Origin of the sequence: Ruminococcus sp. AF20-12LB (genome assembly GCF_003478985.1) — a bacterium.
Taxonomy (GTDB): domain Bacteria; phylum Bacillota; class Clostridia; order Lachnospirales; family Lachnospiraceae; genus Blautia_A.
Window position 1 is genome coordinate 19604 of the sequence record NZ_QUGH01000014.1, and the last position, 17234, is coordinate 36837.

Annotated in this window: 17 protein-coding genes; 10 read left to right on the top strand and 7 right to left on the bottom strand. The window is 40.4% G+C overall.

What is annotated here, in order from left to right; translation table 11 throughout:
- Window positions 1-92 precede the first annotated feature (92 nt).
- The 3 genes from DWX61_RS15485 to DWX61_RS15495 all read right to left on the bottom strand — a co-directional run bounded on the left by DWX61_RS15485 (window position 93) and on the right by DWX61_RS15495 (window position 1412).
- Window positions 93-497 carry an HI0074 family nucleotidyltransferase substrate-binding subunit gene (locus DWX61_RS15485; protein ID WP_022426101.1) on the bottom strand — a complete coding sequence of 135 codons (405 nt, stop codon included), beginning with the start codon at window positions 495-497 and terminating at the stop codon, window positions 93-95.
- The gene (locus DWX61_RS15490) at window positions 478-759 is read right to left on the bottom strand and encodes a nucleotidyltransferase family protein (protein ID WP_092071024.1); all 282 of its coding nucleotides are present in this window, start codon (window positions 757-759) and stop codon (window positions 478-480) included. Before DWX61_RS15490 ends, DWX61_RS15485 begins: the two co-directional genes overlap by 20 nt.
- 137 nt (window positions 760-896) lie before the next feature.
- A complete protein-coding gene (locus DWX61_RS15495; RefSeq protein ID WP_092071021.1) occupies window positions 897-1412 on the bottom strand; it encodes a helix-turn-helix domain-containing protein in 516 nt (171 codons plus the stop codon).
- Between the two features lie 794 nt (window positions 1413-2206).
- Between DWX61_RS15495 and DWX61_RS15505 the strand changes: the two genes are divergently transcribed.
- The 6 genes from DWX61_RS15505 to recD2 all read left to right on the top strand — a co-directional run bounded on the left by DWX61_RS15505 (window position 2207) and on the right by recD2 (window position 9218).
- Window positions 2207-2632: a GNAT family N-acetyltransferase gene (locus DWX61_RS15505; protein WP_118515750.1), complete on the top strand. Its 426-nt coding sequence runs from the start codon at window positions 2207-2209 to the stop codon at window positions 2630-2632.
- A gap of 160 nt (window positions 2633-2792) precedes the next feature.
- Complete coding sequence (locus DWX61_RS15515) at window positions 2793-3605, top strand: purine-nucleoside phosphorylase (RefSeq protein ID WP_022427082.1); 813 nt, start codon at window positions 2793-2795, stop codon at window positions 3603-3605.
- A 37-nt stretch (window positions 3606-3642) separates the two neighbouring features.
- A complete protein-coding gene (locus tag DWX61_RS15520; protein ID WP_015526454.1) occupies window positions 3643-4833 on the top strand; it encodes a phosphopentomutase in 1191 nt (396 codons plus the stop codon).
- 12 nt (window positions 4834-4845) lie between these two features.
- On the top strand, window positions 4846-5514 hold the full coding sequence (gene deoC / locus DWX61_RS15525) for a deoxyribose-phosphate aldolase (RefSeq protein ID WP_021652514.1): 669 nt from the start codon (window positions 4846-4848) through the stop codon (window positions 5512-5514).
- 258 nt (window positions 5515-5772) lie between these two features.
- Window positions 5773-6465 (top strand): MBL fold metallo-hydrolase, encoded by a 693-nt coding sequence (locus DWX61_RS15530; protein WP_114002500.1) that lies wholly within the window; start codon window positions 5773-5775, stop codon window positions 6463-6465.
- Between the two features lie 122 nt (window positions 6466-6587).
- Window positions 6588-9218, top strand: coding sequence for an SF1B family DNA helicase RecD2 (gene recD2 / locus DWX61_RS15535; RefSeq protein WP_118626203.1), 2631 nt, complete (start codon window positions 6588-6590; stop codon window positions 9216-9218).
- 29 nt (window positions 9219-9247) lie between these two features.
- Here the strand turns inward: recD2 and DWX61_RS15540 are convergent, their stop codons facing one another.
- Complete coding sequence (locus DWX61_RS15540) at window positions 9248-9706, bottom strand: Lrp/AsnC family transcriptional regulator (protein WP_117677391.1); 459 nt, start codon at window positions 9704-9706, stop codon at window positions 9248-9250.
- Window positions 9707-9924: 218 nt separating this feature from the next.
- On the opposite strand from DWX61_RS15540, the gene DWX61_RS15545 reads away from it, so the two are divergent.
- Both DWX61_RS15545 and DWX61_RS15550 read left to right on the top strand, forming a co-directional pair.
- Window positions 9925-11268 carry an MATE family efflux transporter gene (locus DWX61_RS15545; RefSeq protein ID WP_118626205.1) on the top strand — a complete coding sequence of 448 codons (1344 nt, stop codon included), beginning with the start codon at window positions 9925-9927 and terminating at the stop codon, window positions 11266-11268.
- Window positions 11269-11298: 30 nt separating this feature from the next.
- Window positions 11299-12255 carry a 2-hydroxyacid dehydrogenase gene (locus tag DWX61_RS15550; RefSeq protein WP_059086572.1) on the top strand — a complete coding sequence of 319 codons (957 nt, stop codon included), beginning with the start codon at window positions 11299-11301 and terminating at the stop codon, window positions 12253-12255.
- A gap of 70 nt (window positions 12256-12325) precedes the next feature.
- Here DWX61_RS15550 and DWX61_RS15555 read toward each other — a convergent pair whose 3' ends face one another.
- Both DWX61_RS15555 and DWX61_RS18810 read right to left on the bottom strand, forming a co-directional pair.
- A complete protein-coding gene (locus DWX61_RS15555) occupies window positions 12326-13522 on the bottom strand; it encodes an MFS transporter (RefSeq protein WP_118626207.1) in 1197 nt (398 codons plus the stop codon).
- A gap of 3 nt (window positions 13523-13525) precedes the next feature.
- The gene (locus DWX61_RS18810) at window positions 13526-13678 is read right to left on the bottom strand and encodes a DUF1349 domain-containing protein (protein WP_147419635.1); all 153 of its coding nucleotides are present in this window, start codon (window positions 13676-13678) and stop codon (window positions 13526-13528) included.
- 151 nt (window positions 13679-13829) lie between these two features.
- Between DWX61_RS18810 and DWX61_RS15560 the strand changes: the two genes are divergently transcribed.
- Window positions 13830-14717 carry an AraC family transcriptional regulator gene (locus DWX61_RS15560; protein WP_243101208.1) on the top strand — a complete coding sequence of 296 codons (888 nt, stop codon included), beginning with the start codon at window positions 13830-13832 and terminating at the stop codon, window positions 14715-14717.
- Between the two features lie 70 nt (window positions 14718-14787).
- Here DWX61_RS15560 and hcp read toward each other — a convergent pair whose 3' ends face one another.
- Entirely contained in the window at window positions 14788-16362 is a 1575-nt protein-coding gene (gene hcp / locus DWX61_RS15565) for a hydroxylamine reductase (protein WP_118626209.1), read from the bottom strand.
- 148 nt (window positions 16363-16510) lie between these two features.
- Between hcp and DWX61_RS15570 the strand changes: the two genes are divergently transcribed.
- Entirely contained in the window at window positions 16511-17203 is a 693-nt protein-coding gene (locus DWX61_RS15570) for a Crp/Fnr family transcriptional regulator (protein WP_118368665.1), read from the top strand.
- The last annotated feature ends 31 nt before the right edge of the window (window positions 17204-17234 follow it).

Here is a 17234-nt window from a genome sequence, read left to right on the forward strand (position 1 = left end):
TAATAAAGCGGATGTATATTGACAATTTTAAAATCACCTTCAGGCTATAATAAACAAAATAGTCTGAAGGTGATCCTTCTACGAAACACAGTTTACTGCTTATAATATTTCGCAACATCGTTTTTGAATTTTTCAAAAAGAGGATAATAAATATTTATAATGTCCTGAAATTTCTCTGCGGCGAAAGTACCATCGTAATCATGAGACAAATGATTTCTGGATTTCAGCATTTGCAGCCAGGTGTCATCATCAATAATACCATTGGTAAATGCCTGCTGCAGAGTTTCGCGTGGAGAGCCAACTGCAAAATCAAGAATTCCCATTTTTTTGATCAGAATATCTTTCATAACTTTCCAGGAGATGTCGAAAGTAAGACTGAAATTGAGAACAGTTCCTTCGAGAACAAAATCGGTCTTGGGGTCGGCTGTTTTGCTTTTTGCAAGATTGGAGAGACTTTTACAGAAAGTGTTATAGCGGTTAATAAATTTGTTTTCCATATTTTTTTATATCCTCCAATAAATACTCATTTTTTATACTGTCAAAGTCAAAAATATCAATTTTCCTTAGCGTTTCAATCTGCTGAAGATCATCTTCTAGCTGCATTAGATTATCACAGCCGTATACTACAAAATCAATATCACTGGTGGGGGTCGCAGTGCCTGTGGCGAAGGAACCGAATAAATCAAGGCGCTTTACGTTATTTTTTTTGCAAATCATGGTTACTTTTTCGATGATTTCGGAAATTGGCATTACGTTCATGATCCACTCATGTCCTCCTTTACTTGGAAAATTCTGATAAAAATATGATAGCAGTTTCTATAGATTAATTCAACTTTAAAGACACTGACTGCGGTTGGTGTTATTCTATAGTCGTAATCCTTTCGTGGTGTTATGGATTATTTTAATTTTTCTTTTTCGGCATTTAAGAGTTCGAGATTGAGTCCTTGTTCTCCAGCTGTTTTATCTACCCAAAGATTCAAGGAGTCTATGGCTAAAGAAATTTCATCAAGTTTTTTACTGATATAAGCAAAATCTTTCATTTCATCATCGCTGATCTTACCGTCACGGGCAATCTGGATCAGACGACCGGTAAGAGGATTGATTTCATTTAAACTGGCAATTGTCTCCAAAATGATATTTGACAGATCGGTCATTTCTATTTCTGGAACATAACGATAGCCGATTTCGCATTTGTGAGAGCAATAATAATTGCAAAGATCTGGTCTTTTATAGGCATCTGCCATCTGGAGGATATCATAAGGCGTAGGTTCTTGTGTTTCATATTCAAATTTTTCAATTTTTGAATCAGAGACAGCATCCATTCTTTCACTGGCTTCTGCTCTTGTAAGTCCTGCCGCTTCTCGGCAAAGCTGGTAAATTGTTTTGTTTTCCCTGGTGGATTGTTTACCCATGAGAATTTCCTCCTCGTATATCGCTAAACTTGCGGATTATTTATGTTCCAGGCCGCATGCTGAGCATGTATTTCTTATATTAATTTTATTATACATAAATTATGAATTAACAACAAGTAATAGACTTTGTAAAATTACCTATTTTATAAATCATTTCACGGGAATTTTTTACAATTAAATAATCTATTCCAAGGAAAAGCCAGCGCAGCTATTCATTGGAAAGACCATAGAAAAGACAGGTTCAGATACACTGATTAACCTCAGTATGTCCGGAACTGTTTTTTTGTTGCTATCGTTACTTTCGGCTGCCTTTGCCACGCTTGCTTCCTGGAGATTTCAATGACAAACCCTCTCCCATAAGGTATAATAAAGCAGAGTATTTTGTTTTGCTCACCACGAAACGAGAGGGAGATCTACATTAATGGATGCGAATGTGATCAATGAATTGAATTAAAGGAAGCAGAGGCGGCAAAATGGCTTACAAAGGATCAGTTAAATAGTGTTGCCTGGTTACCGGCAGACGTCACTTTGATAGATAAAATCCGAAGGTACATGAAATAAGCTAAGATTGAGGAGAAACTTCCTGGACAAAACGATAGAATATTATAATCAAAATGCGGATATGTTTGTCCAGGGGACTCGTTTGGTAGATTTTACGGTTGTACAGGAGCGGTTCACTAAAATGCTTCCGGTAGGTTCAAGGATATTAGATTTTGGTTGTGGTTCTGGTTGAGATTCACGATATAGCTGATTGGTTGTTACAGAGAAATCAAAGTTGGTGGAGAATATTTGTTATGATCAGAAAGATGCAGAACATAGATATTAATAGAGTCGCTGACATATGGTTAAAGACCAATTTAAAAGCGCATTATTTTATTCCTGAGCAATATTGGACAAGTAATTATGAATTAGTGAAAGAAATGATGTCACAAGCGGAAGTCTATGTGTATGAAGATGATAAAATGATTCAAGGATTTGTAGGATTAAGTAACGAATACGTGGAAGGTATTTTTGTTTCTGATGAAATGCAGTCATGTGGTATAGGTAAACTTTTATTAGAGTATATCAAGAATAAAAAAGCTAGATTGCGATTAAACGTATACCAGAAGAATGCCAGAGCCATCTCTTTTTACCAAAGAGAAGGGTTTGATATTCAATGCGAAGGATTCGATGATGCTACTGGTGAAAAAGAATACACAATGTTGTGGCAACAGAAATAGAAAGCGGATTTTTGGGGAGGATTTTATATGGAGTTTAACAATAAGGTAGTGATTGTGACGGGAGGCGCGCAGGGCATTGGAAAGACCATTGCAGAGGAATTGCCTTTATGAAAAAAGCATAAATATAATGACAACACCCAAAAGAAAGGAAGAAGTAATCATGTATAAAAAATTAATGACATGCCTGGAAAGCGTAAGAAAGAAAATTGATTTCAAACCAGAAGTTGCACTGATCCTTGGATCCGGACTTGGAGATTTTGCAGATGGAATTCAGATTGAACAGACCATCGACTATACGGACATCGAGGGATTTCCGGTTTCTACTGTAAAAGGACATAAGGGACGTTTTGTGTTTGGGTATGTGGAGAAAACACCGGTTGTAATCATGCAGGGACGTGTTCATTATTATGAAGGATACGCAATGTCAGATGTTGTTCTTCCAACGCGTCTTATGGGAATGCTCGGTGCGAAAAAAATCCTTCTCACTAATGCAGCAGGAGGAGCTAATCCTTCCTATAAACCGGGAGATTTCATGATGATCACAGATCACATTACAACGGGAGTTCCAAGCCCTCTGATAGGACCGAACATGGATGAGCTGGGAACCAGATTTCCGGATATGAGTGAGGTATACAGCCGCCGTCTTCAGGATGTGATCCGCAAATGTGCAAAAGAATGTGACATCAAACTTCAGGAAGGTGTTTATGTACAGTTTACAGGACCAAATTATGAGACTCCTGCAGAAGTAAGACTTGCACAGAGATGGGGTGGAGATGCAGTTGGAATGAGCACCGCATGCGAAGCTATGGCTGCCCGACACATGGGAATGGAAATCTGTGGAATTTCCTGCATCACAAATATGGCAGCAGGAATTTCCCAAAAAGAGCTTAACCATAAAGAAGTGCAGGAAACAGCAGACCGCGTAGCGAAATCCTTCAAGGAATTAGTAACAAAAGTTGTTGTAAATATGTAAGATCCATAAGTAAGACAGCAGAAAGGAGACAAAAATTATGAAGAAATATAAGAGAATATTTACTATTGTAATAGACTCCTTTGGGGCAGGAGAAATGCCGGACGCAGCCCAGTACGGGGATGAAGGAACAGATACTATGGGACATATTTCCCAGAATGTAGATGAATTTACGATTCCAAACCTTCAGAAGCTTGGAATTGCAAATCTTCATCCGTTGAAACAGGTTGCAGCAGTGGAGCGACCAATGGGTTATTATACATTTTTAAAAGAAGCCAGTACCGGAAAAGATACTATGACAGGACACTGGGAAATGATGGGGCTTCACATCACAAAACCGTTTAAGACTTTTACAGAGACCGGATTTCCAAAAGAGCTGATCGATGAGCTTGAGAAGAGAACGGGACATAAAGTAATTGGAAACAAGAGCTCCAGCGGAACAGAGATTCTGGATGAACTGGCTGAGGAAGAAATCGCTACCGGTCATATGATCGTTTACACATCTGCTGATTCTGTATTGCAGATCTGCGGAAACGAGGAGACTTTCGGACTGGATGAACTGTATCGCTGCTGTGAGATCGCCCGTGATATCACCATGAGGGATGAGTGGAAAGTCGGACGTGTTATTGCAAGACCTTACCTTGGCAAGAAAAAAGGTGAGTTCAAACGTACCAGCAACCGCCATGATTATGCACTGAAGCCTTACGGAAAAACTGCGCTTAATGCATTGAAGGATGCAGGTTATGATGTGATCTCTGTTGGAAAGATTTTTGATATTTTTGACGGCGAGGGACTGACAGAGTCCAATAAGTCAAAAAGCTCTGTTCATGGAATGGAGCAGACAATTGACATTGCGAAAAGAGAGTTTGAGGGGCTTTGTTTTGTAAATCTTGTAGATTTCGATGCTCTTTGGGGACATCGACGCAATGTAAAGGGATATGCAGAGGAACTTGAAAGATTTGATGTAAAACTTGGTGAACTTCTTGATGAGCTTCGTGAGGATGACCTTCTGATCATTACAGCTGACCACGGAAATGATCCGACGCATACAGGAACTGATCACACAAGAGAAAAAGTACCATTTTTTGCTTATTCCCCATCTATGGAGGGATACGGAAAACTGGAAGATCAGAATACTTTTGCAGTAATCGGTGCAACGATCGCAGATAATTTTGAAGTTAAGATGCCGGAGGGAACAATTGGAAGTTCTCTTCTGGATGAACTGAAGTAAAAGGAAGGTAAAATGGATAAAAAAGATATATTAAAAAAGGTGGATCACACATTACTTGGACAGACTGCAACATGGGATGATATTCGAGGAATCCTGGATGATGCCATGAAATATGAGGCTGCATCTGCATGTATTCCGGCTGCTTATGTAAAACAGGCAGCGGAATATGTAGCGGGAAAACTTCCGATTTGTACAGTGATCGGTTTTCCGAACGGATATAATACAACTGCTGTAAAGGTATTTGAAACAAAAGACGCCATTGCAAATGGTGCTTCAGAAATCGATATGGTTATTAACATCGGATTTTTAAAGGATGGAAGATATGAGGAAGTAGAGAATGAGATTCGTGCGATCCATGAAGCTTGTGATGGAAGAATCCTCAAAGTTATCATTGAGACATGTCTTCTTACCGAAGAAGAGAAAATTAAAATGTGTGAGATCGTTACAAATGCAGGAGCAGAATTTATCAAAACTTCTACCGGATTTTCCACAGCGGGAGCAACTTTTGCAGATGTAGAGCTGATGAAGAAATATATTGGAAAAAATGTAAAAGTTAAGGCAGCAGGTGGAATTTCATCCTTCGATGATGCAGAAAAATTTATCAGTCTTGGCGCAGAGCGTCTTGGAACAAGCCGTCTTATTAAGATCCTGAAAAATACGGACACTGGTGCAGGATATTAACACTGTGAAAGAGGACTGTCAAAGACAGGATTATACATAAATTATGAACTAACAACAAGTAATAGAATTTGTAAAAGTATCATTTCACATTTTTCTACCAGCTGTGGATAAAGGATGGACGGAATCTAAAAAATACGATAAAATCTGTATTAGAAATGCTGTTGTCGTGAAATTTACAAACGCTCGAAAAAGGAAAAATAAACATGGCAAAGAAAGATTTGCTATCCGGTACCGGCGTTAATTTATACAGGTGATATTATGAAAATTACTTACATTAACCACAGTGGATTTTTGGTTGAGACCAGAGACTGCTACTATATTTTTGATTATTACAAGGGTGAATTACCGAATCTTGACAAGGAGAAAGAAGTGATCGTTTTTTGCAGTCACTTCCATAAGGATCATTTTAACCCACAAATTTTTGGGATCCTTGATGATATGGGAATGACTTATCAGGCAATCCTGGCGAATGATATACGAAAAAGGAATCATTTGTCGGATATGAAGATCACATATGTTTATCATGATCAAGCTTATAGTTTGGATAATGAAACCAAAGTTGATACATTGCTATCTAACGATAGTGGTGTCGCATTTATTGTCAAAACAAAGGAAGGTACCATTTATCATGCCGGTGATTTAAACGACTGGTATTGGGATGGTGGGTCGAAAGCTGATAACCAGAGACTTACTTCAGCATATCGCGCGGCGATCAGGAAAATCAAGGGTATGCATTTTGACGCTGCATTTGTTCCCTTGGATCCGAGACAGGGAGATCACTATGCTGACGGGATCCTGTATTTCCTTAAAAATGTAGATTGCAATGTCATTTTTCCAATGCATTACTGGAATGATGCCAATGTAATTAAGCGGTTTATTACTGAATATCCGCAATATAAGTCACGCATTAGAAACACAGAATGTACAAAAGGAGAAGAAATTTCATCGTAGACCCAGATGGCTACTGGCTTGAGATTCTGCCGTAAAGCGGATGTATGTTGGTGATCTTTTATGGATCAGAGTATTTTATTCTGTGGTCATTTGTAATGAATTATGAGTAGAAGGAGACGGGCATGGAGCACTTACGTTGTGTAGTTGAGAGAATTACATATCAGAATGCTGACAATGGCTACACGGTTCTGAAATGTGCAGTGAAGAATTACAGTGATCTTGTCACAGTAGTTGGCACGATGCCGGATACCCATGTTGGTTCTGTGCTGTCTCTGGAAGGTATGTGGAAGATGGATGCCAAATATGGGCGGCAGTTTTTGGTGGAGAAATTTGAGGAGACACTTCCTGCTACAGTATATGGAATCGAAAAATATCTTGGTTCCGGTCTGGTGAAGGGCGTTGGTCCAAAGTTTGCAAAAAGAATTGTGGAAAAATTCGGGAAGGATACACTGGATGTTATTGAAGAGACACCAGATGAACTGCTCAAAGTATCAGGTATAGGAAAAGTACGTGTAGACCGGATCAAAACAAGCTGGCAGGAGCAGAAAGAGATCAAGAATATCATGCTTTTTCTGCAGAGTCATGAGGTCAGCACCTCTCATGCGACAAAGATTTTCAAGACATATGGAAGTGAAAGCATTGCGATCGTAAAGGAGAACCCATACCGGCTTGCAGATGACATCTGGGGAATTGGATTTAAGACAGCGGATTCCATTGCACAGAAGATGGGGATTGACAAAGGCAAATTTGTCCGTCTGCGCAGTGGTATTTTTTATACATTGAATAAGCTGGCAGAAGCAGGTCATTGTTATACAACAAGAGAACAGCTGACTGGAAGGGCAAAGGAACTTCTGGAAGTGGAAGAACCGGAGCTGGAGATCACCTTGGATGAGATGATCCGCACGAATGATGTGATCAGAGATGAAGCAGAAGATCGGGAAGCAATTTATCTGCCCCCATATTATTTTTCAGAAAGTGGCTGTGCAAAGCGGCTGCTTCGGTTGATGTCCTGTGGAAAGAAGAAATCTGAGGATACGGAAGAAATATTGAAGAAAGTAGCAGCTTCATCAGAAATTACTTATGACGAGATTCAGTGGCAGGCGGTAAAGACAGCGGTTTCCTCTAAGGTCATGGTGCTGACCGGTGGACCTGGAACCGGAAAGACTACAACAACTCTGGGAATTATTTCTGCATATAAGCAGGCTGGATGTCAGATCATTCTTGCTGCACCGACTGGAAGAGCAGCAAAGAGAATGTCAGAAGCAACTGGAATGGAAGCAAAAACGATTCACCGGTTATTGGAATACAAACCTCCGGAAGGCTATCAGAAAAATGAAGAACATCCGCTGGAAGGAGATGTGCTGATACTGGATGAATGTTCCATGATCGATATTATGCTGATGTATAATCTTTTAAAAGCATTGCCGCAGCAGATGTCTCTGATTCTGGTAGGCGACATTGATCAGCTGCCAAGTGTCGGAGCGGGCAATGTTCTCAGAGATATTATTGATTCCGGATGTGTTCCGGTAGTTCGTCTGACACGGATTTTCCGTCAGGCACAGGGAAGTCGGATCATCATGAATGCACACCGGATCAATAAAGGGGAAGGCATTGATATGAGAGGCGGGAAAGATGCCGACTTTTTCTTTGTCACCAAAGAGAGTAATCAGGAAGTGGTGGATACTATCGTCCAATATTGTAAGACAAACCTGCCGAGATACTATCATGTAGATCCACTGCAGGATATTCAGGTGCTGACTCCGATGCAGAGAGGCGAATGTGGGGCAGTAAATCTGAACCAGGTGCTGCAGGAAGCCATGAATCCGTCAAAGATCTTTCTGCGGAGAGGCGGCACACAGTACCGGCTGAAGGATAAGGTGATGCAGATCCGGAATGATTACGATAAGGAAGTATTCAACGGAGATATTGGTACTATCACAAAAGTTGACGTGGAAGAACGGGAACTGACAGTTCTGTTTGATGAACGGGAAGTAGTCTATGATGTGACAGAGCTGGACGAACTGGCGCTTGCCTATGCAGTGACGATCCACAAATCCCAGGGAAGCGAATATCCAATCGTTGTCATGCCATTTACTATGAGTCATTTTGTCATGCTGCAGAGAAATCTCCTTTATACAGGTGTGACCAGGGCGAAAAAGATCCTGGTACTTGTCGGAGAGAAGAAAGCTGTGTATTATGCGATAAAAAATGAAACGACAACTGGCAGAAATACATGTCTGGCAAGACGTCTGCAGCCGGACAGCAAAGAAGCACAGGAAGTGAAGGCACAGCTTTTGAAAGAAGCAGTAGACGAGACCGCAAATGAGAACGGAAGCGACAGTAAGAAGATGATTGTCTATAAGGGCAGCATCCAGCCTTCTATGGTATGTGAGACGCCGGCAGTTTATGAGGGAAATCTCTGGAAACGCCTGTCGCAGTCAAAGTTCAGAAGCAGTTTTTCCCTGAAGGCAAACGATCGGAGTTATGTATCAGAAAAGGGAATGGAGAAAGTACGTGAGTATGCCTGTGATTTTATCAGAAAGCGTCTTGCACCGGCAGAAATACCAAATGATGGAAAACAGACACCGATGAGAGGGCATCCGGTTTTTGTAGCCCAGCATGCCACAGCTACCTGTTGCAGGGGATGTCTGGAAAAATGGCATCGTATTCCGAAAGGACGGGAATTGACAGAAGCGGAGCAGGAATATGTTGTAAATGTGATCATGGAATGGATCGGTCGGGAAATTCATTGAGAGAACGTCTCAGCTTTGGGGTCTAATTTCTATAGCCGCAACCCTTTAATATCTTTAATACGTGATAAGATCGTATTGCAGCTGCAGCTGATAACGCCGGGAAGTGTATCAATGACTGTGTGCAGGAAATGTTCCATTTCATCACTTGATGAAGCAACGGCATGTACATGCAGCTTGTCTCTTCCTGTGACACGGTAAATCTGCGTGACGGTATCATTATTATGTAATATATCTGTCACCTGCGACAGATGGTCTGGTTTTGTCTCGATTTCAAAATAGCATGAAACAGCACCGCTGATCTTTTGAGGGTTTATTATAGTTGTATATTCTTCAATTATGCCTTTTTTCTCCAGAGCCTGGATCCGGGCTTTTACTGCCACTCTGGAAATACCGGTTTCTTTACCGATATCAGAGTAAGAAATACGTGCATTTTCTATAAGTAACTGGATGATTTTCTGATCCAGTTCATCTAAACCGTTCAGGTACATAAGTGTCCCTCCTGTAAAATAATATCTTCCGGATAGTGATTTTCCTTAAATATCATATCATTTATGTTGCTAAAAGTAAATGCTGGCTTGACTTAGCGGCTGTAACTACATATAATTATTTCGTAACGTAATTTAAAACTTGCATTTTGAATACATGGAATAAATTCCGGTGAAGGAAAGAATAAGTGAAATTATAAAGGCTGTGGAGGAATATGATAATGTCAAAAGATGAATATCTGATCACAGATACGCCTCTTAAAGCGTTGACGGTTTTTGCAATGCCAATGATTTTGGGCAGTTTTTTTCAGCAAATATACAATATGGCTGACTCTATCATCGTCGGCCAATTTGTTGGCTCCTTTGCACTTGCAGCTGTCGGGGCCTGCGCAGCGCTGACCAACGTTTTTATTTGTGTGGCACTGGGGGCAGGTGTCGGTGCCGGTGTGCTCGTGAGCCGCTATTTCGGTGCCAGGGAGTATGGAAAAATGAAGACCATCGTGTCAACGTCCTTGTTTAGCTTTTTAATTCTAAGCATAGTCCTTGGTGTTTTTGGCTTTTGCTTTTCCCACTCGATGATGAGGGTATTACAAACCCCCGGCGATATACTGAATGATGCAGTGTTATATCTGCGGGTCTATTTCGTGGGTTTTCCGTTTCTGTTTATGTATAACATTCTTTCCAACATGTTCACTTCCATTGGTGAATCAAAAATCCCACTGGGACTCCTGGTATTCTCGTCAATCTTAAATATTTTTATGGATCTTTGGATGGTGGCCGGACTTGGTCTCGGTGTGTTTGGTGCAGCCCTTGCGACTCTTATAGCACAGGGAATTTCTGCGGTGTTTTCACTTTTTCTTTTCCTTGGCCGGATGCGTCGATATAAAAGTCGTTTTGACTGGTTTGACAGGCAGGAGTTACATTCCATGCTTCAAATTGCTGTACCTTCGGTTCTTCAGCAGTCTACAGTGTCCATCGGTATGATGATCGTACAGGCAGTTGTAAATCCCTTCGGTACACAGGCACTTGCGGGGTATGCGGCGACGATGCGGGTAGAGAATGTTTTTTCATTGATTTTTGTATCCATTGGCAATGCGGTTTCCCCATATGTTTCCCAGAATCTTGGCGCAAAGAAAATTGAACGGATCAAAAAAGGATATCACGCTGCACTGGTGTTAGATGTATGTTTTGCAGTTCTTGCTTTTATAGTCATTGAAACACTGCACACGCAGATTTCCTCGCTATTCCTTGGTAAAGATGGAACTGCCCTGGCCTATCAGGTATCCGAGGGCTATATGAGATGGCTTGGTTACTTCTTCATCTTTATGGGAATCAAAATGGCAACCGATGGGGTTCTTCGTGGTCTTGGGATCATGCGCCCGTTCCTCATTGCAAATATGGTGAACCTGGCGATCCGCCTGTCTGTTGCTTTGATCTGTGCACCGCGTTTTGGCATTGTATTTGTCTGGATTGCTGTACCAGCTGGTTGGTTTGCGAACTTTTTAATATCCTATGTGGCTCTCAGAAGATCATGGCCGACTGATAAAGAGGTGCAATCCCGATAGCCTAAAGTAATTTAAGGAGGAATTTATAGTATGAACGATAAATGTGTGGTATTGAATGCAAAGAAAATGAATTTTGATGGGAAGCTGGATTTTTCCGTTTTATCTTCTGATGTTACAGTATATGATGATACAACAGAACAGCAGCTGTCAGAGCGTATTCAGGGTGCAGATATCATTGTAACAAAGGAGATGTCTGTGAGTGCAGAAATGATACAGAAATTCCCGGAATCTGTTAAACTGATCTGCGAGGCAGGTACAGGATATAATAATATTGATCTTGAAGCAGCACGGAAGAAGGGGATTACAGTCTGCAATATCCCGGCATACAGCACAGAACGTGTGGCACATACTGCGATTATGATGATATTAAATCTGAGTTCTGCAATGCAGGTACAGATGAAGATGCTGGCATGCGGAAATCATGACAATTTTACCAGAAATCTTCAGGTTCCGCATGTTGAGGTAAATGGTAAAACACTTGGTGTTATAGGTGCAGGACATATTGGCAGGAAAGTTATCCAGATCGCACAGGCGTTGGATATGAACATACTTGTATATACCAGGACACCGAGAGAGGATGAGAAAGGTATCCGCTATGTATCGCTTGAGGAATTACTCAGGAATAGTGATTATGTTTCCATGCACTGTCCATTGACGGAAAGTACAAAACATATGATCAACAAAGAGACTTTATCACTTATGAAGCCCTCAGCGTTTATCATTAATACCTCAAGAGGTGCACTTATTGATGAGGCTGCTCTTATAGAAGCATTGGAAAATGGTACGATTGCAGGAGCCGGACTTGATGTTCAGGAAACCGAACCACCTGAAGAAACCAACCCTCTTTATACTATGGATCATGTCCTTTTGACGCCGCATATGGGATGGAAAGGACTTGAAACAAGACAGCGGCTGGTTTCTATTCTGGCGGATAATATAAAAAAGTTTATGGAAGAGGATCCGATCAATGTTGTATCAGGTCTATAGTATCTGACAGCAAAGTGATGATATGACTTCCGGGTTTGCAGAGTGAAAAAATATAATTACAATCAATAAGTCAGTGCTTTGATATCTTCTTCCGATACAGCAGGAATAACATAAACAATAGAATTACTGGAAAAATAAGTCCGAATCCCATGCCGATCTTAATATTATTTCCAGCATTCTGAGTGATACGACCAACAATTCCAGGTCCAATGCTGCCACCTAAATCTCCTGCCATGGCAAGAAGAGAGAACATAGCCGTTCCACCTGTTGGAAAAGTTTTTGAGGAAATACTGATGGTTCCAGGCCACATGATTCCAACTGAAAATCCACATGCAATACAACCGATCAGTCCGATGATCGGGTTGGATGACAAAGCAGTAAGCAGATAACAGACAACGCATAATATGCCTGAACCACTCATAAACTTCATTAAATCTAACTGTTCTCCATATTTACCAAAAATTATACGGCTGATTCCCATTGTTACTGCAAACATACATGGACCTGTTAGATCTCCCAGAGCTTTTGATAATCCCAGTGCTGATTCTGCATAAGCAGATGCCCATTGAGCCATTGCAAGTTCAGAAGCTCCGGAACAGATCATCAGACATATTGCAACCCAGAAAAATGGTTTGGAAAACAGATCCTTAATTCCCATTCCAGAACCATTGTCAACCAGAGATTCAATGGGACAGGTCATGAAGTTATAAGTATTAACTGCAGGAATGATTGCCCATATTACGGCGAGCCACTTCCAACTGTCTATTCCAAATATCAGGAAAAATAAGCTGGAAATCAAAATTGTCCCAACAGCTCCCCAACAGTAAAACGAATGGAGCAGACTCATAGTTGCTTCTTTGTTTTCAAACGGACAGGCCTCGATAATAGGACTGCAAAGTACTTCTATTAAACCGCTTCCGATGGCATAAACAATAACACTACATATAATTCCAATAAAAGGATCAGGTAAAAAATCAGGTAAAAATGCCAGTCCAAGCAGACCCAATGCAGCAAATATTTCTGATGCAACAATGCACACACGATATCCGATATGATCTACGAATTTGGCACAGAACAGATCAACCAGAAGCTGTGTGAAAAAGAAGAAAGTGGATATCAGAGCAATGTTACCGAGAGAAATATGGTAGTCACTGTGAAATTTCAAAAAAAGAAGCGGTGCGAAGTTTGCCGCAATAGCCTGTGTGATAAATCCCATATAACAGGCTATTTTTGTCTTATGGTAGTTAGTTTTTTTTACAGCATTCATTTTTTATTTTCCTCTCCGAATGTTTTTAACAGTTTTATGTTCAATCTTCATATTCATCAATACTTCCACAAAAAAGTCTGTTCTGGGTGGTGCGGTTATTTCAATTTTGTCGCCCTCAATGTTGATCTCACTTTCATTCATCCATTTAAAAATCATAAGAATACCTCTTTTCTTTTTTTACTTGATTATATAGCAAATATCAGATATATACATTGAATTAAATTGTAGAAATACTGTATAATATCGTAAAAAAGAAAGAACGTGATATGGGATGGATTATAATAAAATACTTACAGACGAGGAGTTCATGGAAATTAAACAGCATGGAAGCAGTGATTATCCATTCCAGTATTATTATGATAATCTGGAATTGTTTGATTTTCATTGTATTGAGTGGCACTGGCACAGAGAATTTGAGTTTTTATATGTCGAGTCCGGACAAGTTACATGCGGAATAGGAGAAAAACAGATTATATTGTCAGAAGGAGAAGCAATTTTTATTAATTCTAAAATATTGCACCGCTTTTACGCATCATCAGGTGGTATCATTCCTAACTTTGTATGTATGCCGGAATTTATTGCGCCGGAGAACAGCCTGATCTATAAGAAATATATTTTGCCAATCATTTCATCGAATATATATTTCCAGCGTTTTCAGACTGATGAATTATGGCAAACAAAGATTATACAAACTATGATAAAAATAATGGAAATACAGAGGAATGAGAAAATAAGAGAACTTGCTACTTTGGCATTGCTGCAGGATTTATGGCTGACTTTTTATGAAAATGTAAAGTTATCTGATAAAGGAGATGTACAGACAGTGGATGAAGTTGCACAGAAAAGAGTGCAGTTGATCATGCAATATATACATGAAAACTATAATCGCAATTTGTCTCTGGATGAAATTGCTTCGCATATAGGAATCAGCAAAAGTACTGCACTTAATTTGTTCCACCGTTTTTTACATACTACACCGGTTAATTATCTGATAGGATATCGACTTCAGGCAGCTTCATGGTTATTGAAAAATACGAATAAAAAAGTAAAAACGATCGCTTATGAAAGCGGATTTCATAACGTTGATTATTTTTGCAGATTGTTTAAAAAACGTTATCATTTAACTCCATCAGAATATCGCTGCACATGTTTAAAAGTGTTGTCGGCTGATCCGAGTCTTCAGACCTGTAAATAAAGCCGATGCAGGACTTTTGGAATCCTGTATCGGCTTTGTTGATTTTGTAAAGGCTTTGAAAAATTTACTTTTACTGGTTCATCAGTGCTTTGATATCTTCTTCCGGTGTGGTGATAGGTGCAATACCATAATTTTCAACCAGAAAGTTCAGAATATTAGGAGAAAGGAACGCCGGAAGAGAAGGACCAAGACGGATATTTTTGATACCCAGATGCAGGAGGGTTAACAGGATACAGACTGCTTTCTGTTCATACCAGGAGAGTACGAAGGAAAGCGGAAGCTCATTTACAGAACATCCAAATGCATCTGCAAGTGCCACAGCAACCTGGATCGCACCATAAGCATCATTACACTGACCCATATCCATCAGTCGTGGAAGACCACCGATCTCTCCCAGATCGAGATCATTGAAACGGAATTTTCCACATGCCAGGGTGAGAACGATACTGTCAGAAGGTGTCTGCTTTACAAATTCCGTATAATAGTTTCGACCTGGCTTGGCACCATCACAGCCGGCAACCAGGAAGAAATGGCGGATCGCACCTGATTTTACGGCATTTACTACAGTACCTGCATGGGACAGGATGGCTGCATGACCAAAACCGGTTGTCACTTTTTTTCCGCCGTTGATACCGGAGAACATACGATCTTCTTTGTAACCGCCCAGCTCCAGTGCTTTTTCAATAAGCGGTGTGAAATCTTTCTTCTCGTCAATATGGACAGCTCCCGGGAAGGCAACCACTTCTGTTGTAAATACTCTGTCAGCGTAGCTGCTTTTTGGAGGCATCAGACAGTTGGTAGTGTAGAGAATCGGGGCCGGAAGATGGTCAAATTCTTTCTGCTGATTCTGCCATGCAGTTCCGAAATTGCCTTTCAGGTGAGCGTATTTCTTTAAGAATGGATAGGCATGGGCAGGGAGCATTTCACCATGTGTATAGATATTGATTCCTTTTCCCTCAGTCTGTTCAAGCAAAAGCTGCAGATCTTTCAGATCATGTCCGGTCACGACAATAAAAGGCCCTTTTTCTACCGTAAGTGTAACATCAGTTGGCTCTGGTGTTCCATAGGTTTCTGTATTTGCCTTATCAAGAAGTGCCATGCACTTCAGATTGATCTCTCCTGTTTTGAGTACTGTGGAAAGTAGTGCTTCTGTGCTTTCTTCATAACCGATCTTAGATAATGCCTCGCAGAAGAACTGATTCACTTCGGCATCTTCATAATTCAGAACATTTGCATGATAGGCATAGGCAGCCATTCCGCGGATACCAAAGAGAATAAGAGATTTCAAGGAGCGGATATCTTCATTGGCATTCCACAGCTGCTGAAGATCATATTCCTCTGTTCTGCAGTCAGGAACCAGTCTTTCTTTTTCAGCTCTGACTTTTTGTATCATATTTTCGATTGCAGCATTGTCAAAACTTACATTTGTAACTGTAGTAAACAGTCCTTCGATTATGATCTGTCCGGTTCTTTTTGAAATAGTTTCCGTGCTGTCGGCAGCTTTAGCCAGACTGATCAACGCACCTGTCAGTTCGTCCTGTAATTTCGCTGTATCTGCTTTTTTTCCACAGACACCGGCATTTCCCGTGCAGCCTGTACATCCGACGGTCTGTTCACACTGAAAACAAAACATTTTTTTATCCATTATTGTATTCTCCTTTTATTCTGTGATTTTTCGAATGATCTTTCTTATTATTTTATCCTCGGCCGGTAATATTTATCCTTGGTTTCTGTTAGGAGTATAGTATAATAATTACAACGTGTATGTTTGATTTCCAACAGGAGGATTAATTTTGAAAAAATATTTACCCATTTTAAGAACCAGTCCTTTCTTTAAAGGTCTTACTGATAATGAGATATTATCCATACTGCACTGTGTAAATGCAGCAACAATCTCCAGAAAACGGGATTCTTATATTTTCAGAGCCGGAGATTCTACCGAAGTAATGGGACTTGTGGTGGCAGGCTGTGTTCTTGTTATTCAGGAAGACCTCTGGGGACATCGGAATATTCTGTCAAAATGTCATGCAGGAGATTTTTTCGGTGAACCATATGCAGCAAGTCCGGGAGCTGTTCTGAATGTCAGTGTGGTAGCAGATGAAGATTGTGAGATTATTTTTTTAAATGTTCAAAGACTTCTGGTTTCCTGTCCAACAGTATGTGATCATCATCAGAAGCTGATTCGTAACCTGGTCGGTGTCCTGGCAAATAAGATCCTGATCCTCAACGATAAGATCACACATGTGGGTAAACGAACGACCAGGGATAAGCTGTTGTCCTATTTGTCGGCGGTATCTATCAGACAGGCATCTTTATCCTTTGACATTCCTTTTGACCGGCAGCAGCTGGCAGATTATCTTTGTATTGACCGTGCGGCAATGTCTGCGGAGATATCAAAGCTGCAAAAAGAAGGACTTATAAAAACAAACAGAAACCATTTTGAGCTGACTGTCTGTAATGATACGGATTCAGGAATAAAAATGTGATATACATCACGGAAAACGATAAACTTTTTCA

Excerpts from the sequence above, each read along its gene's own strand:
- DWX61_RS15505 (WP_118515750.1), top strand. The coding sequence starts at position 2,207 with ATGATCAGAAAGATGCAGAACATAGATATTAATAGAGTCGCTGACATA.
- deoC (WP_021652514.1), top strand. The coding sequence starts at position 4,846 with ATGGATAAAAAAGATATATTAAAAAAGGTGGATCACACATTACTTGGA.
- DWX61_RS15560 (WP_243101208.1), top strand. The coding sequence starts at position 13,830 with ATGGAAATTAAACAGCATGGAAGCAGTGATTATCCATTCCAGTATTAT.
- DWX61_RS15495 (WP_092071021.1), bottom strand. The coding sequence starts at position 1,412 with ATGGGTAAACAATCCACCAGGGAAAACAAAACAATTTACCAGCTTTGC.
- DWX61_RS15550 (WP_059086572.1), top strand. The coding sequence starts at position 11,299 with ATGAACGATAAATGTGTGGTATTGAATGCAAAGAAAATGAATTTTGAT.
- hcp (WP_118626209.1), bottom strand. The coding sequence starts at position 16,362 with ATGGATAAAAAAATGTTTTGTTTTCAGTGTGAACAGACCGTCGGATGT.
- DWX61_RS15530 (WP_114002500.1), top strand. The coding sequence starts at position 5,773 with ATGAAAATTACTTACATTAACCACAGTGGATTTTTGGTTGAGACCAGA.
- DWX61_RS15555 (WP_118626207.1), bottom strand. The coding sequence starts at position 13,522 with ATGAATGCTGTAAAAAAAACTAACTACCATAAGACAAAAATAGCCTGT.
- DWX61_RS15515 (WP_022427082.1), top strand. The coding sequence starts at position 2,793 with ATGTATAAAAAATTAATGACATGCCTGGAAAGCGTAAGAAAGAAAATT.
- DWX61_RS15490 (WP_092071024.1), bottom strand. The coding sequence starts at position 759 with ATGAACGTAATGCCAATTTCCGAAATCATCGAAAAAGTAACCATGATT.
- DWX61_RS15485 (WP_022426101.1), bottom strand. The coding sequence starts at position 497 with ATGGAAAACAAATTTATTAACCGCTATAACACTTTCTGTAAAAGTCTC.
- DWX61_RS15540 (WP_117677391.1), bottom strand. The coding sequence starts at position 9,706 with ATGTACCTGAACGGTTTAGATGAACTGGATCAGAAAATCATCCAGTTA.
- DWX61_RS15520 (WP_015526454.1), top strand. The coding sequence starts at position 3,643 with ATGAAGAAATATAAGAGAATATTTACTATTGTAATAGACTCCTTTGGG.
- recD2 (WP_118626203.1), top strand. The coding sequence starts at position 6,588 with ATGGAGCACTTACGTTGTGTAGTTGAGAGAATTACATATCAGAATGCT.
- DWX61_RS15545 (WP_118626205.1), top strand. The coding sequence starts at position 9,925 with ATGTCAAAAGATGAATATCTGATCACAGATACGCCTCTTAAAGCGTTG.
- DWX61_RS18810 (WP_147419635.1), bottom strand. The coding sequence starts at position 13,678 with ATGATTTTTAAATGGATGAATGAAAGTGAGATCAACATTGAGGGCGAC.